Source organism: Lysinibacillus phoenicis, from assembly GCF_047238325.1.
GTDB classification, from domain to species: Bacteria; Bacillota; Bacilli; order Bacillales_A; family Planococcaceae; genus Lysinibacillus; species Lysinibacillus irui.
This window is the reverse complement of sequence record NZ_JBDFMP010000002.1, coordinates 3,471,202-3,487,393: the sequence shown is the minus strand read 5'-3', so window position 1 is coordinate 3,487,393 and position 16,192 is coordinate 3,471,202. Positions and strand designations below refer to the sequence as shown.

Annotated in this window: 16 protein-coding genes; 6 read left to right on the top strand and 10 right to left on the bottom strand. The window is 36.9% G+C overall.

All coding sequences use genetic code 11. The features are described 5' to 3' along the window. Window positions 1-50 precede the first annotated feature (50 nt). From ABC382_RS18835 to mutY, 4 genes are all read right to left on the bottom strand, one after another. A complete protein-coding gene (locus ABC382_RS18835; protein ID WP_322612011.1) occupies window positions 51-1,796 on the bottom strand; it encodes an ABC transporter ATP-binding protein in 1,746 nt (581 codons plus the stop codon). Window positions 1,797-2,082: 286 nt separating this feature from the next. Next, a complete protein-coding gene (ntdP, locus tag ABC382_RS18830; RefSeq protein ID WP_274794505.1) occupies window positions 2,083-2,631 on the bottom strand; it encodes a nucleoside tri-diphosphate phosphatase in 549 nt (182 codons plus the stop codon). Window positions 2,632-2,952: 321 nt separating this feature from the next. Further along, window positions 2,953-3,129, bottom strand: coding sequence for a gamma-type small acid-soluble spore protein (locus ABC382_RS18825; RefSeq protein ID WP_274794506.1), 177 nt, complete (start codon window positions 3,127-3,129; stop codon window positions 2,953-2,955). A gap of 80 nt (window positions 3,130-3,209) precedes the next feature. Then, window positions 3,210-4,259, bottom strand: coding sequence for an A/G-specific adenine glycosylase (gene mutY / locus ABC382_RS18820; RefSeq protein WP_274794507.1), 1,050 nt, complete (start codon window positions 4,257-4,259; stop codon window positions 3,210-3,212). 197 nt (window positions 4,260-4,456) lie between these two features. Between mutY and ABC382_RS18815 the strand changes: the two genes are divergently transcribed. Continuing rightward, window positions 4,457-5,443, top strand: coding sequence for a metal-dependent hydrolase (locus tag ABC382_RS18815; RefSeq protein ID WP_322612010.1), 987 nt, complete (start codon window positions 4,457-4,459; stop codon window positions 5,441-5,443). 35 nt (window positions 5,444-5,478) lie between these two features. Here ABC382_RS18815 and ABC382_RS18810 read toward each other — a convergent pair whose 3' ends face one another. The 3 genes from ABC382_RS18810 to recX are packed head-to-tail and all read right to left on the bottom strand — an operon-like array spanning window position 5,479 to window position 6,878. Next, a complete protein-coding gene (locus tag ABC382_RS18810) occupies window positions 5,479-5,748 on the bottom strand; it encodes a YfhJ family protein (RefSeq protein ID WP_274794509.1) in 270 nt (89 codons plus the stop codon). Continuing rightward, window positions 5,749-6,078, bottom strand: coding sequence for a YfhH family protein (locus ABC382_RS18805; RefSeq protein WP_274794510.1), 330 nt, complete (start codon window positions 6,076-6,078; stop codon window positions 5,749-5,751). Continuing rightward, window positions 6,075-6,878 carry a recombination regulator RecX gene (gene recX, locus ABC382_RS18800; RefSeq protein WP_274794511.1) on the bottom strand — a complete coding sequence of 268 codons (804 nt, stop codon included), beginning with the start codon at window positions 6,876-6,878 and terminating at the stop codon, window positions 6,075-6,077. The genes ABC382_RS18805 and recX overlap by 4 nt, the downstream gene beginning before the upstream one ends. A 254-nt stretch (window positions 6,879-7,132) precedes the next feature. On the opposite strand from recX, the gene ABC382_RS18795 reads away from it, so the two are divergent. The 3 genes from ABC382_RS18795 to rlmD are packed head-to-tail and all read left to right on the top strand — an operon-like array spanning window position 7,133 to window position 10,339. Beyond that, window positions 7,133-8,041 (top strand): TIGR01777 family oxidoreductase, encoded by a 909-nt coding sequence (locus ABC382_RS18795; RefSeq protein WP_322612009.1) that lies wholly within the window; start codon window positions 7,133-7,135, stop codon window positions 8,039-8,041. A gap of 56 nt (window positions 8,042-8,097) precedes the next feature. Continuing rightward, window positions 8,098-8,922, top strand: coding sequence for a polysaccharide deacetylase family protein (locus ABC382_RS18790; RefSeq protein ID WP_274794513.1), 825 nt, complete (start codon window positions 8,098-8,100; stop codon window positions 8,920-8,922). A 37-nt stretch (window positions 8,923-8,959) separates the two neighbouring features. Beyond that, window positions 8,960-10,339 carry a 23S rRNA (uracil(1939)-C(5))-methyltransferase RlmD gene (gene rlmD, locus ABC382_RS18785; RefSeq protein WP_412927012.1) on the top strand — a complete coding sequence of 460 codons (1,380 nt, stop codon included), beginning with the start codon at window positions 8,960-8,962 and terminating at the stop codon, window positions 10,337-10,339. A 333-nt stretch (window positions 10,340-10,672) separates the two neighbouring features. Here rlmD and ABC382_RS18780 read toward each other — a convergent pair whose 3' ends face one another. Both ABC382_RS18780 and ABC382_RS18775 read right to left on the bottom strand, forming a co-directional pair. Further along, entirely contained in the window at window positions 10,673-11,308 is a 636-nt protein-coding gene (locus tag ABC382_RS18780) for a hypothetical protein (RefSeq protein ID WP_274794515.1), read from the bottom strand. A 239-nt stretch (window positions 11,309-11,547) separates the two neighbouring features. After that, the gene (locus ABC382_RS18775; protein WP_274794516.1) at window positions 11,548-12,732 is read right to left on the bottom strand and encodes an MFS transporter; all 1,185 of its coding nucleotides are present in this window, start codon (window positions 12,730-12,732) and stop codon (window positions 11,548-11,550) included. Window positions 12,733-13,101: 369 nt separating this feature from the next. On the opposite strand from ABC382_RS18775, the gene ABC382_RS18770 reads away from it, so the two are divergent. After that, window positions 13,102-13,287, top strand: coding sequence for an SE1561 family protein (locus ABC382_RS18770; RefSeq protein ID WP_274794517.1), 186 nt, complete (start codon window positions 13,102-13,104; stop codon window positions 13,285-13,287). A gap of 118 nt (window positions 13,288-13,405) precedes the next feature. Here ABC382_RS18770 and ABC382_RS18765 read toward each other — a convergent pair whose 3' ends face one another. Then, a complete protein-coding gene (locus tag ABC382_RS18765) occupies window positions 13,406-14,206 on the bottom strand; it encodes a YwqG family protein (RefSeq protein ID WP_274794518.1) in 801 nt (266 codons plus the stop codon). Window positions 14,207-14,396: 190 nt separating this feature from the next. On the opposite strand from ABC382_RS18765, the gene ABC382_RS18760 reads away from it, so the two are divergent. Further along, window positions 14,397-15,935 carry a fumarate hydratase gene (locus tag ABC382_RS18760; RefSeq protein ID WP_412927011.1) on the top strand — a complete coding sequence of 513 codons (1,539 nt, stop codon included), beginning with the start codon at window positions 14,397-14,399 and terminating at the stop codon, window positions 15,933-15,935. Window positions 15,936-16,192 lie beyond the last annotated feature (257 nt).

Here is a 16,192-nt window from a genome sequence, read left to right as displayed (position 1 = left end):
ATAAATAAACGAAAGACTTTTTTGAAATAATTTCATAATTTGTACGAATTTTAATCCAAATGCTGTACTTGGAATAAATTATAATACGTCCCTTGTTTGTCCATTAACTGCTCATGTGTACCGCTTTCGATTAATTGACCATGATCTATGACAAAAATTTTATCAGCATGGGTAATAGTAGAAAGTCGGTGTGCGATGACAATAGTTGTCCGTTCATGAGCGAGCTGATCTAAGGATTCTTGAATCAATGCTTCACTTTCTAAATCTAAGGCAGAAGTAGCTTCATCCAGAATTAAAATCGGTGGATTTTTTAAAAATACACGTGCAATAGCAACACGCTGTTTTTGTCCTCCCGATAGCTTTACTCCTCGTTCACCAACCTTTGTGTCATAACCATTTGGCAGACTCATAATAAAGTCATGGGCATTTGCCGCTTTGGCTGCTTCGATGACCTGTTCATCTGTTGCATCTGGGCGACCCATTAAAATATTCTCTTTAACAGAATCACTAAAAAGTATATTATCTTGCAGGACGATCCCAATTTGTGAACGCAACGAATGTAAAGTGACATCTCGTACATCGTATCCATCAATGGTTACTTGACCACTTGTTGTATCGTAAAAACGAGGAATTAAACTGATAATCGTGGATTTACCACCGCCACTCATGCCAACAAAGGCAACAGTCTCTCCAGGATTAATCGTAAAATCAATTGAACTTAAAATAGGTGACCCCGTTTTTTCATATTGGAAGGATACATTGTGAAAGCGAACTTTCCCATTTGCACGTGGTAGTTCACGTGCATGTTCCCTATTTTTCACTTCATAGGGCTCGTCTATTAAATCAAACATCCGATCCATTGAGGCAATTGATTGCGTTAAAGTGGTTGATGAGCTTACAAGTCGTCTCAGTGGACCATATAATCGCTCAATATAAGCAATAAAGGCAACCATCGTACCGACAGAAAGTGAGCCATTTATTACTTGGTAGCCCGCATAGGCTATAACTAGCAATGGCGCAACATCGGTAATAGTATTCACGACTGCAAATGATTTTGCATTCCATTTTGTTTGATCAAGTGCCTTCTCTAAAAATTCCCCATTTGCTGTATCAAATAATTTTTGTTCATGCTTTTCTAACGTAAAGCTTTTAATAATACTCATACCCGCTACACGTTCATGTAAATAGCTTTGTACACCTGCAAGTGCTTGAGAACGTTTACGTGTTAAGTCTCGCAGTTTGCCAAAAAAGTATTTAACACTCAATGCATAAAATGGAAAGGCAACTAACGCCACTAATGTCAGCTTTACATCCATCGTTAGCATGATGACAATGGCAATAACAATTGTCGCAAGATCCAGCCATACATTCATTAAACCTGTCATAACAAAGTTTTTCGTTTGTTCGACATCATTAATGACCCTTGAGATCACATCTCCAGCACGTGTATTGGCATAATATCTTAAACTTAATCGCTGTAAATGTGCATAGATTTCCTTACGAATATCAAACAAAACCTTATTGCTTACGTGTTGTGCAAAATATTGTCGATAATACTCAATTGGTGGACGGATAATAAAGAACACAATAATCGTTCCGCCTAGCCAATAAAACAGCTCTTTCGTTTTTTCTACATCTGTTAAATCTTCTGCTGCAATAATATCGTCTAACACAATCTTAATGAGCAGTGGAATAAATAGAGGAATAGCAAATTTTACTATACCAATGATAATCGTTAAAATAATTTCCCATGTATATGGTTTTACAAAGCGCATATACCGCCTGATACTTCCCAATTTTTTATCACATCCTTACAAAAAGAAACAGACATTCAATGATGAATGCCCTAAGTATTATAGCAATATTTTGATTAAAATACAGTTATGATGACTTTATAGCGAACTATTTTATATTCGCTGTTATTACACCTAATTTTCCGAGGACACATACAACATGTGCTGAAATTAACAAAAAACAGGCAAAAATCATTTACGCGTCTTGATTTACCGAGTGACTTAAATAGAAAAACCGAACTATCTGGAGTCACTACTATAGAGTCTCACAGAATAGTTCGGATTTTCTTTAACAATCATCTGACTGCATATCAAGTTGGAATTTGTAACGATTTGTCCAGACATCGATGAAATCGGGTGCAAATGGTCCTCTTTTTTGTTGAATCCAGCTTATTAATTTATCGACATTGCGCTTTAAAATTTTATCAATGACATCAGGATAAGACATTTCCTTACGATGAAGCTCATATTCATCCTCGTCTAAGAGGGTATAAGACATATCAGGAAAAACTTTAATGTCTAAATCATAGTCGATATATTTAATGGCATTATTATCGAAAACAAACGGTGAGCTTAGATTGCAATAATAATACACTCCGTCTTCCCGTAGCATACAGATGATATTAAACCAGTGTTCCGCATGGAAGTAACAAATAGAAGGCTCTCTCGTTAGCCATGTACGACCATCGGATTCTGTCACAAGTGTCCGTTCATTCGCACCGATCATGATATTCTTCGTACCTTTTAAAACCATCGTTTCTTGCCAAACACGGTGGATACGGCCATTGTGCTTATAACTATGTATTTGTATCGTTTCTCCTTCTACCGGTAATGCCATTTTGAAGCCCACCTTTTCGTCTATGCTACCTAAATCTAGCAGTCTCTAGTATATTATAGCAATGTGTACGCGAAAGGTGTAGTTAGAAAACCACAAATTTCACTACGCTATTTTGAATTCGTATAAAATTTAGTCAATTATAAATGAATTTTATTATAACATCCACTTTGTTGATATTTTTTAGTTTTTTCACCAACTATTCTACTTCTAAAGGCACGCCTATATTCACTTCTTTCCTCAATAAGAAAGGGGCTGTCTTATTCATCTTTTCGGATTTCAGACAGCCCCTTAGAGGTAAATGCATTATGCAATTACAAAGTGTTATTCACCTAAATCTTGGTTAGTTTTCGAGAAACGACCTGAAGATTGAGCTTTCTTTTGCTCTGCTTTTGCATTTTGCTTTTGCACTTCATTTACGTCCGTTTCAAAACCAAACTCTTCACTTTGACGTTGCATGTTTTTATTCGGTTGGAAATTTTGGTTGTTTTGCTTTTTCATTATTCATTCACCTCCACGCTAATTATTGTGTACGGAGGTGATGACATTTATGCTCATGAATTGATGATTTACAGAAGGATTTATTTCCCTATGATTTGCTTTTTTACTTCTTCCCAAATTTTTAACATAGGAACCGGCATCGGTAATCGTTCTATCTGCTCCGGCGTTAACCAATTGCCCATTGTAGCTGTCTCACATTTCATATAATAGCTATTTAAATGCCATGTTAAATGTGAAAAAACATGTTTAAAAGAAATCAGCTCCTGTTTAGCTTGTCCCTCTAATGGGTATTCCTTTGTAAAGTTTTCAATTGATGATTGACTAGTATCAATCATCGGAAATTGCCATAATTTAGCCAGCAATCCTTCCTCAGGTCGTTGTTCCATTAGAAATTTTCCATTAACATCTTCACATATAAGGACTTCGTACGTGAGATGCTTCATTTTTATTTTCTTTGATTTGACAGGTAACTTTTCTGGTTCGCCCTCATTAAATGCGGTGCAATACTCTCTTACTGGACATAATAAACATTTTGGAGAGGTAGGCGTACAAATGAGTGCCCCTAGTTCCATTAGACCTTGGTTAAAAGAGGAAGCATGATTAGGATCAATTAGCTCTTCGACCGCTACTTCAAAAATTTTCTTCGTTTTTGGCAAGGCTATATCATCATGTATATCAAGCACTCTACTTAAAACACGCATAACATTGCCGTCAACTGCATGTTCAGGCTTATTATAGGCAATACTTAAAATAGCTCCAGCCGTATAGGGGCCAACACCTTTTAATTTCGATATTTCGTGACGATTATCGGGCACAACGCCACCGTAATTTTCTAAAACTTCACGAGCACCTGCTTGTAAATTACGTACACGGGAATAATAACCAAGACCTTCCCAATGCTTCAGTAAATAGTCTTGTGGTGCTTCCGCGAGTAAATCTAATGTTGGAAAACTTTCCATAAAACGATTGTAATAAGGAATAACTGTGTCGACACGTGTCTGCTGTAGCATCACTTCCGATACCCAAATTTTATAAGGGTCTGTTGTATGTCTCCACGGTAAGTCGCGTTTCTCAGCGTTAAACCATTCGACTAAAGATTGTCGAAATTCTGTTACATATGGGTAATTCACAGTGACCTCCGATGTTTTTACGATTTAATTTATGATGAAAAGGGTATACAATTAGGAAAAGTACATTCGGGAATAATCGACAAAAATTGTCTTTATTCCAAGACTGAATGTTAGAAATTTCAATATACCTTTTATTATTGAAATAAAGATGTATGCACATTGTACTCGATTTTATTGCATACTAGGAGTGGATATTTTTGGATTCAGGTACACATTTCGTTATGGGTATAGCCCTTGGCGGTCTTGCATTAGCCGACCCTGTAGTAGCCAACCATTCAATGACTTTTACTGCAGTAATGGCAGGTACAATTATTGGCTCACAGGCTCCAGATGTCGACACTGTGCTAAAACTACGTAATAACGCCATCTATATTCGTCATCACCGTGGAATTACACATTCACTACCAGCTGTAGCTATTTGGCCCATTTTAATTACAGTTGTTTTATCGCTTATTTTGCAAGACGTAAATGTGTTTCATTTATGGCTTTGGACATTTTTAGCTGTAGCCCTTCACGTCTTTGTTGATATTTTTAACGCCTATGGTACTCAAGCAATACGACCATTTTCTAGAAAGTGGGTAGCGTTAGGTGTTATAAATACATTTGATCCAATTATTTTTTCCTTACATTGTCTTGGTATTGTGTTATGGGCATTTGGTACAAATCCTGTTTGGACATTTAGCATCATGTATGTCGTCATTGTAGTTTATTATATTTTACGATTTTCTGTTCAAAAAGCTGTAAAAAAAGCTGTGCATCATACCTTACAGGACGAAGAATACGTCATTGTAGCACCTACTATGCGCTTCTTTCATTGGCGAATCGCAGCCAAATCTAAAACACATTACTATGTAGGGCGAGCTTATGGAAGGACAGTTAATATTTACGATAAATTCGAAATTAAGCCTTTACCAAAAACTGCGCTTATCCATGCTGCAATGAAAGACCCTAACTTAGCAGCATTTGTGTCCTTTTCCCCCATGTACCGATGGGAAATCTCAGAGCTTGAAAACGGCTTAACAGAAGTAAGATTAATCGATCTGCGTTACCGTAGCGATAATCGTTATCCTTTCGTGGCCGTTGCACATTTAAATGATAATAATGAAATCATGACGTCCTATACGGGCTGGATTTTCACAGAAGATAAGTTACAGAAAAAACTACAAATCGGTGCAAGTAATTAAGCAGTAAACCCTGACCAATAGTGGTCAGGGTTTTCTTATTGGATCATATCATCACTAGCATCTAATAAATGAGAGTACTTTGGATTGCGTCCTGCAAAGGTATGGAGTTTATCACCATAGCTTGTAATTAATTGGCGTACTAGATTTTCTGTATAATCTGCGCCTCGATAAGCGTATCCTGCTTTGGCAGCTGTTGATTCAAAGTCACTCCATAACAGTTCAACCCAAACACGTGCTCGGCCCACTGACATTTGCGGATTTTTTGCCAGCAACTCAGCTGTCAATTTTTCAATTTTATCTTCCACTTACTTTCCCACCTTTACAGGGGATAGTATAGATACAGGTAATGCTTCTTGATACTTGTTTCCACCTAAACGGTGTCCCCAAGCAAAGCGTCCCTTTAGATAATCTACTTGGAAAAATTCATTATCCGAACCATCAATACGATACATTTCTCCTGGTACAATCGTATCCAGATCTACTAAATAAGCAGCTGCCATTAAGGCTTTGCGTTCATAAACAGCAAACTCATTGATAATTCCTAGCTGCTCGGCCTTACGTGCTTTTTCTTTTAGAAAAGCTATTTCCTCACGTAGTTCATGCTCTGACATAGCAGCATAATTTTTTTCGTTCATTCTTCATTCTCCTTCTCTTCTATAAAACGATCTATTACCTCTATAGGAAAACCCTTTTGATAGAGCGCCTGTTTAATTTTCATTTTCAGCTCATAACCAGTATACTTCGATACGTACTTTTTCCAAACTTTTTCGCCTTGAACATCGAGGAGCTGTTGCCAGTTGTCTTCATCTTGTCCAAGCTCTATTTGGTTAAGCACCTCTTCAACAATAGAAAATGCATAACCTTTTCTTAACAGATAATCTTGGATTTTTGCCTTTACTTGTGTTGGTGTTTTTTTGTTTTCTGAACGAACAATTTTATCGGCTAACTGGCTAGCTAGGTTTAATTGTTCTTCGAAACTATATGTAGCAAGCACCTCATCCTGTAAGTTTTTATCTATGCCTTTTTTGATAAGATCTTGTCTAATCGCTCTTGGCCCTTTTTTCATAGTAGCCTTTTTTGTATCGAGCAATGCCTTTGAGTAATTTTCATCATTGATAAAACCATATGTTTTTAACTTCTGGATTGCCTCTAACACCACTGCTTCTCCAAATTCTAATGCAAGGAGCTTTTTCTTAACCTCATGCTCACTTCGCATTTGATAAGATAAAAAATTTAATCCTTTATTAAATGCCTTACGTATTTCATCCTCATAGGCAATTTCCTGGATTTCAAATTCGTCCAGTACTTTCCCCTTTGTTAAACCAAATTGAATGAGAATAGCTTCATCAACCGGAAAAGCATATTCTTCATTTAAATAAATATTATAGCGCTCAGGATTGTTTTTTTGACGTGCAATTTTTGTAATCATACGCATAGCAAACACCTCACTCTAGTTATTATAGCATTTCTTTTTAAAGGATTTGATAATTGGTATTAGTATTTTGCCTACGTACACTGGTATTCACCTCTCTAATTAGGTAGTTATCTCTGCTTGCATGGGTACTATATATTAACGAAGATTTTTTGCGCCTCTGACACATACGTTTTCAAACCATACGCTACAGATGTTCACTAATAGGTTACATGGTAAACTTACAAGTAAGCTTATATTCGAAAAGAGGTGTTGTTATGAAAATCGTTATTGCAGGTGGTACTGGCTTTGTTGGAAAAGCCCTTATAAAGCTATTGCAAGACTATGGTCATAACCTTTTTGTCTTAACACGTCATCAATCAAAAATAGATAATGGCGTTCACTATGTACAATGGCTACAGCCGCACCAGCCTTCTGTAGAGTTATTTGAAGGTGTAGATGTTTTTGTTAATCTTGCAGGTGTTTCTTTAAATAATGGGCGCTGGACGAAAAGACAAAAAAAGGCTATCTATTGGAGCCGAATGACTACGACACTTGAAATAATACGGATAATGGAAATACTTACGAAAAAACCTAAAGTATTTGTTAATGCTAGTGCGGTAGGTATTTATCCGACTTCAACAGAAGCAATCTATGATGAAGATTTTACGGCTTATGCAACTGACTTTTTGGGAACAACCGTCCATGATTGGGAACGCCATGCAAAACGAGCAGAGCGTTTTGGGATTCGGGTTGCTCTCGCACGTTTTGGTGTCATTTTAGGACGAGACAACGGTGCACTCCCACCAATGCTATTACCGTATAAAATGCATGTAGGTGGAACTATTGGCTCCGGTGAACAATGGCTGTCATGGGTACATATCGATGACGTAGCACGTGCCATTTATTTCGCTATAATGAATGAAAGTATCCATGGACCATTTAATGTAACGGCCCCAAATGCTATGAGAATGAAAGATCTTGGACAAACACTTGCAAAGGTCATGGGTAGACGTCATTGGATGCCTGTGCCAGGTTTTGCTATACGTTTAGCTCTCGGTGAACAAAGTAAACTTGTTTTAGAGGGGCAACATGTCCTCCCAACAGTTTTAGAAAAACATCATTTTACATTTCAATATCCTTATTTAACACAAGCACTTGAAGACATATTAAATGCTCGGAAATAGTGGATAATTTCTAGCTTTTTTACGCATCCTAATGAAAAAGAAAGGATGCGTTTTTTATGTGGAAACAACATATTGTAGGTGCGGTAATCGCTACTTTTATTATTGCCGCAGGAATTAGCTTTAATCCAAATTTTGCTGCCGGTTCTGATGAACACCATTGGGGCTTTAAGCGCGCTAAAAATGGGGAGCAGGCAGAGGCAGGAGCGCAGCTTGATCAGTTACTTGATAAATATGGAGCTATTTACAAAGGAAAGCCGGATAAAAAAATTGCCTATTTAACATTTGATAATGGCTATGAAAACGGCTTTACCGAAAGTATTTTGGATACATTGAAAAAGGAAAATGTACCTGCAACCTTCTTTTTAACAGGACATTATTTAGACAGTGCCAGCGATTTAGTGAAACGCATGGTAAAAGATGGTCATACAATCGGGAATCACTCTTATGGTCATCCCAATATGGCTCGTCTCTCTCCAGATGGAATGCGTGCAGAATGGAAAAAGTTCGATGGAAAGCTACGCGAATTAACTGGAATTGACCGCACAACTTATGCCCGTCCACCCGAAGGTATTTTTAATGCAAAAGTGTTAGAGGTGGGAAATGCAGAAGGTTATCGTCATATTTTCTGGTCTGTAGCATTTAAGGATTGGATGAAGGATGAACGACGTGGTGCGGATTATGCTTATAATGCACTAATGGAACAATTGCATCCTGGAGCGGTTATATTAATGCACACAGTAGCACAGGACAATGCTGAAGCTTTACCAATGTTTATTGCAGAAGCAAAAAAACAAGGCTATACATTTTTATCACTTGACGATTTAGTATTAGAATATGATGATTTCCCTGTTGCTTTGCAATCCCCTGTACCTTCGTTATAATGGGGAGATGACATTATAAAGCAGGGACGTGGAACGTTTGACGCAGCAAACAACGATGACCGTGGGACAAAAATTCCCATTAACAATAAAAAGACTTGGTATTAATGGTGAGGGTGTAGGATTTTACAAACGTAATGTAGTATTTGTGAAAGGGGCAATTCCTGGAGAAGAAATTACAGCTCAAGTAACAAAAACACAGCGTAATTTTGCTGAAGCTGAAATATTATCAATCCGAAAAGCTTCAAAATACCGTCAGGAAGCACCTTGTCCAGTTTACAACGAATGTGGTGGCTGTCAGCTTCAGCACATGACTTATGACAAACAGCTAGTGGAAAAGCGTGATATTGTTATTCAAGCATTAGAACGTTATGCAAAGCCATTAGCTGAAACTGTAGAGGTACGGAAAACACTTGGTATGGATAATCCTTGGCACTATCGTAATAAAAGCCAGTTCCAAGTGCGTAAAGAAGGCAAGCGCGTATATGCTGGCTTATTTGCAGAAGGAAGTAACAAGCTATTGAATATAAATGATTGCCTTGTTCAGCACCCCGTCACTTCTAAAATTACTGTTGCAACACGTAAGATTTTACAAAAATTGAATATAACTATTTACGATGGTCGTACGCTTGATGGTTTAGTTCGTACGATTGTAGTTCGTACTGGTATACGCACTGGGGAGACACAAGTAGTACTTGTAACTACTCGTAAAGAAATTCCTCATTTAACTGAACTTATAACACGTATTAAAAAGATTGATCCTAGCATTGTATCCATTGCACAAAATATAAATCGTGAGAAAACTTCTTTAATCTTTGGTGATGAAACGATTGTTCTTGATGGTAAAGAAACAATCCACGAGGAGCTTGGTGAATTGGCCTTTGATTTATCAGCACGCGCCTTTTTCCAGCTAAACCCAACGCAAACTGTTCATCTCTATAATGAAATTAAAAAGGCTGCTGCTTTAACTGGTAAAGAAATAGTTGTAGATGCTTATTGTGGAGTCGGAACAATTGGACTTTGGCTAGCAGATCAAGCGAAGGAAGTCCGTGGGATGGATGTCATTCCTGAAAGCATTCAAGATGCACGTAAAAATGCACGTAATCATGGCTTTAAGCATACTAAATATGCAGTTGGTACAGCAGAAAATGTCCTAGCTAAATGGAGAAAAGAAGGGTTTACACCAGATGTTATTACTGTAAATCCACCACGTACAGGACTTGCTCCTGAGTTTATTCGAACAGTGCTTAAGCTTAAACCTAAACGTTTTGTTTATACCTCTTGTAACCCATCGACTCTAGCTAAGGACTTACAACAATTATCGAACCTTTATCATGTTGAGTATATTCAGCCTGTTGACATGTTCGCTCAGACAGCTCAGGTGGAATGCGTGGCAAAGCTTGTATTGAAAAATAAATAAATGGCAAAAAGGACGTCTCAAAAAAATCGAGACGTCCTTTTCTTTATTTAGCACAGCACAAGCTGCCTGGTGGATGATAGACGGTCTAGAAAAGTCGATACCTTAACCATTTCCCCAGGATTTAAAAGATTTTTAAATGTTGAATTTTGAGCTTTTACCAAAAGAACTTTAAGACGTAAGCTTTGTACTTTTATCTTTACTCTTTAAGCTTTCAATTTAGTTTAGTTGAAAGTTTCCATTGGGTAAGGCATGTTTAAGGTTTTTACTCGCACACATGCCTTCAAGCGCGAGCGACTTTTCGTTCTCTATTTTCGCTAGGTCATGCAAATCTCGTTAAGCTTGTACTTCAATAAATGTTGTGGCATTCGACTCTGATAGAACAGCATCAACCTCAGATTCAAATTCTTCAATTCGATTACTCAATGTTTCTATTTGTTTTTTGACGTTTAGTGGATCGATTAATTCATACTCATTTCTTTTCATAAATGTTTCAGTATGTAGTTTGACTTCCTCTGGAGATTGTTTGTCTTTATTGCCTAATATGTTAATTAAATAAGTTTCCAACTTGGCTGGTAATGCATCATTTTCTTTGGCAACTGTATGAATTGCTGAACGGTATTGATGCTGCATAACTTCGAGCAAATTCTTTTCAAATTGAATAGATTGCTTTCGTTCAATTGCCTCTGCAACTGTCATTTCTTCCTTGCCAACTTTAACCTTAGTTTGGGCATTAGATTGAACAACGAGTGCTTTTATTTTATTTCGATAGTGAATTAAGCCAATCACCTTATCATACGAAGCTTGCATTTGTTTTTCATACTCACCAATTTCTATACCATTAATCTTACTATTACTTTTTCGATTAGCTAATACCGAGCTAACCTCATTTGTTGCTGCTTCAATTCTTATATTCAACATTTTTAATTCTGTTAACGCACGATGAATAGATAATTTTTTCATTTCAGTCATGATAAAATCTCCCTGTCTAAACAAGTGTATTTTTTTATTATAAATGGTAATATTAACAATGTCCAAAATATACCTTTAATTTTTTATTGATTTCAAAAGAACATGTCTGTATAATATCTTTCTAGGTGCCAAACCTATGTAACTTGGACGGAACATCCTTGTTACGCAAAAAACGCCATAACAGCACGGATTTGCTGGGCGTTTTTTTGTTTTGAGCGGGAAGATGAGCCCCGCTCTTTTTATTTTGCCATCGATGGTTGTTTATGCTTCTGACGTCCAAAAATAAGTAAAACGATTGCAACTGCAAGCAATAGCATTGCCACAAGTAAAAGGAAGCTATAATTTTTTACATATTCTAAATAAACCCCACCTAAAAAAGGTCCTGTTAAGCTACCAATGCTTAGAGCAATACCGCACAGTAAATTTCCTGTAGGTAAAAGCTCCTTTGGTGTTAAATCCGCCATAAATGTAATTCCTAAAGAAAACATCGAGCCAACTAACGTACCCGTTAAGAAAAACGCTACAGCCACAGCCATTTGGGAATGCTCTAAAAAGCTTGCAATTCCGAAAATGATAGCACCCCCAAATGACCCTATCAGCAAGATGTTCCTTCTCCCGATTTTATCGCCTAGTGCACCTAGTGGAACTTGAGTCAAAATACCACCAAATGTAAAGACAGATAAAATAATAGGAATCATACCGACTTCAAAGCCTTTGCGTAAAGCATAAACTGGAAACAACGCATTTAGTGAAGACTCCAGAAACCCATAAACGAAAGGTCCTAAAAAGGCAATCCAACCAAATACAATGGCCATTTTATAACGTTGCCATCCTCTTGCTTTTAAGTCACCAGTTAGTCGCTCTGGTTTTTCATTTTGTAAGAAAAATACAAAGGACCATGCGAATAGGCACATGATGGATGAGACGATAAACGGTAAAGCTTCTGTAATTTCTATCAGCTTGACTAAGAGTGGCCCAACTGCAAAGCCTATACTAAATGATAAACCATAGATGGCCATGCCTTTCCCCAAACTTTTAGGATCTGCTGTACTTGTAATCCATGTTTGTGTCGCATAGTGTAAAGCATGATCTCCTACACCGATTAGTAAACGAAGTACAAACCAAAAGGTCACACTCTTCCATAAGGGAAATGCAAGTAAAGACGCAAAAACAAGTGCTCCACCAACTAATATAATCGGTTTGTAACCCCATTTCCGTAAAGGCTGCTCAATAAAAGGTGAAATTAATAATGTTCCTATGTATAAGCCTGTTGCATTCAAGCCATTCAATGCAGAGGATACCCCATCACGTTCAAATATGATCGAAATAAGCGGTAGTAGCATCCCTTGTGAAAAGCCTGATATGGATACAATTAAAACTAAAATGGTAAATCTTTTTTTGCTGTAATCTGAGAAGTACGTCATTTTTCCCTCCAATATCAAGTCATTCTTCCAAAGAACAGCATACCAAAAAGCCTTAGCGCTCACCACATGTGATTTTACGCTAAGGCCTAACTAATACTTATCCTCATTTAATTGTATAAACACGAATTTCGGCTTTTGATTATTACCGAGTACTTGTTTAAACTCCCTCCTTTTCGAGTTAGTGTCGCAATTATTTTTTCAATCAGCTCCTTTACTTTATCTTAAAACAACTTTAACATACATCAACAATATTGTAAATATTCTGTCTATTCATTTTTAAAATTAATCGCTAAGTCCTAGGTGTTTACCTAAACATTGAAATTTCAGCTAAAATCAGCTACGATGAAGGGGATGAAATGAGGTGTACGAATGTCAAATCCAATCACTGATAAAAAGCAGCAAGTAACTTATTTAAAAGAGCGTCTTGAAATGTTTTTAGAAGTATTAGATGCCCTTGATCCTGAAACAGCTGAATTAGAAGATATTGATCGTTTAATTCAAATGATGGATGATTTAGAAGATAAAATGGAGCAATTTAATGCTCGTGAACAATAATGAATCGTAAATAGACAAGCACTATTTATACTCGCCTAAAGACTATTGGCAAACTTCAACATTTAAAAATTTGCCTATAGTCTTTTTACTTTAGTAAAGCTTTAATTTTCGCTTGTTTTTAATGACAGTCCCAGTTATATAATACTTTGCTAAAATCTTTATTCTTTAATTCTTCCTCTGTAATGAAGAAGTTACCAACACCACAATCACCCCAAAGAATATCATCCCCCACACTATCTACTTGTAACAGCAAGATTGTAGAGTCAGTATAATCTCCGTATGCTCTTGGATCTTCTTGTGTAAAGAACGGATAACCACCTATTTTATGACCATCCCCCGTTAAAGCATCATAGAATGCATCCTCTAACATTTCATCCTCCTCTATAGAAGTTAAGATGCTGCCATACTTGTCATTACTTCTAAAATCATCAATCGACAATGGTTCCAAACCTTTTTCAAAGGATAATGCCATTTCACGCTCTACAGGAAAATACATTTCCTCACCCTCAATATTGACAAATGAAAAATCCTGGACAAGTTGCGATTCATCATACGTGATTGTTTCATGGAAAATAACCCGAAAACCTTCTTGATGTTGTCCATTATCGAAATCCATTCCTAAAACGTCATCATACCCATCAATATAAAACTGCAATATTCCTTCCTCGGGGAAATTTGGTAAATGGTTAGGTACCTCTGCAAAATTAATTTGAGCTAATAGTTTCAATGGTTGTCCATTGATGTTTTTGGGGTACTCCATCGACAATGGAAAATAAGGATCCCCTGCAAACTTACTTTGAAACAAAGTTGTTGTACTGATTTCCGTATCAACTAATACAACAGGTTTCATAGTTTCCTCTATTAACGGTCTATATTGTTCAATTTTCTCGGGTAACTCAAGTAACGTTTTAGCACACATACTAGTTCCTCCTTAATTGTGGATTCTCCTTCATATTAGAACAAACGTTCTGTAAAATCAACTCTCAACTAAAATACTATTAAAATATGCTCTTATTTAACACTCTCAGATAAGGACTCTTTTTTTCATTAGTTGAAAAGAGTATAATGTAACGTGGAAATAATCAATTTTTCTATGGGGGGCAATACCAATGAATCTACAAACTTTGGAGAAAAGTCTTTACGATTTAATTACTGAAACATCTACGAATTTACCTAAGGATGTTCGTCGTGCTATTAAAAAAGCAAAAGAGGCTGAGAATGCTGGCACTCGTGCAGCAATGAGCTTAGACACAATCTCTACTAATATTATTATGGCAGAAGATAACGTGTCACCAATTTGTCAGGATACAGGACTTCCAACTTTCAAAATTTATACACCTGTTGGCGTAAATCAATTAGAAATTAAAGCTGCAATCAAAAAAGCAATCAATGATACGACAGCAGATGCAAAATTACGTCCAAACGCAGTGGATTCCTTAACTGGTGCAAACAGTGGTAATAACCTTGGTGATGGTTTACCAGTTATGAAATTTGAACAATGGGAAAAAGACTACATTACAATTAAGTTAATTTTAAAAGGTGGCGGCTGTGAAAATAAAAACATACAATACAGTCTACCATGTGAACTAGAAGGTCTTGGTCGTGCGGGTCGTGACTTAGACGGTATTCGTAAATGTATTATACACTCAGTATACCAAGCTCAAGGGCAAGGCTGTTCAGCTGGTTTCATTGGTGTTGGTATTGGTGGAGATCGTTCTTCAGGCTATGATTTAGCAAAAGAACAATTATTCCGTCATGTAGAAGATACAAATCCAAATCCAGATCTTGCAAAATTAGAAGAGTATGTAGTTAAAACAGCTAATACATTCGGTATCGGTACAATGGGCTTCGGTGGTGAGGCAACATTATTAGGATGTAAAATCGGCGTAATGCACCGTATCCCTGCTTCTTTCTATGTATCTGTAGCATATAATTGCTGGGCATACCGCCGCATGGCTGTAGACATTGATCCTCAAACTGGCGAAATTATTAAATGGCACTATCAAGAAGGCGAAAAAGTTACCTTCAAAGAAGATGAAGTGGCTGCTACAACAGAAGATACAACAACAAATGTAGTAGAGCTTACTGCACCAATTACTGAAGAACAAATTCGCTCACTAAAAGTTGGTGATGTCGTTTCTATTTCTGGTCGTATGTATACTGGTCGTGACGCTATCCACCACCATTTAATGAGCCACGATGCACCAGTTGACCTAAACGGACAAGTTATTTATCACTGTGGACCTGTTATGGCAAAAGACGAAGAAGGTAATTGGACAGTAAAAGCTGCTGGTCCAACGACATCTATTCGTGAGGAACCATACCAAGGTGATATCATGAAAAAATTTGGTATCCGTGCTGTAATCGGTAAAGGTGGTATGGGACCAAAAACATTAAAAGCTCTTAATGAACATGGTGGTGTTTACTTGAACGCTATCGGTGGAGCAGCTCAATACTACGCAGACTGCATTAAAGGTGTTGACGGTGTTGATTTAATGGAGTTTGGTATTCCTGAAGCAATGTGGCACTTAAATGTTGAAAACTTTACAGCAGTTGTAACAATGGACTCACACGGTAACTCATTACATGCAGATGTTGATAAATCATCATTAGAAAAACTAGCTTTGCATGCTGAAAGAGTCTTCTAATTAAATAAAAGGTTGCAGTGATCTATTTTACTGCACAATTTAGTAAGGCACAGAATATTCCTAGTGAATAGACTGTGCCTTATTCTTTATTCGAAACAGACTCCCCTAACCGCCTTATGAACAACATAAAACTCCTTCAAACTTCCTACTTTATTTTTATAAATTCCTTTGTTATAATAATTCTAAATAAAATAGATGGTGATTGAAATCTATTTTCAATTAAAACCACTGAATAAACACTTATTTATAGAGGTTTT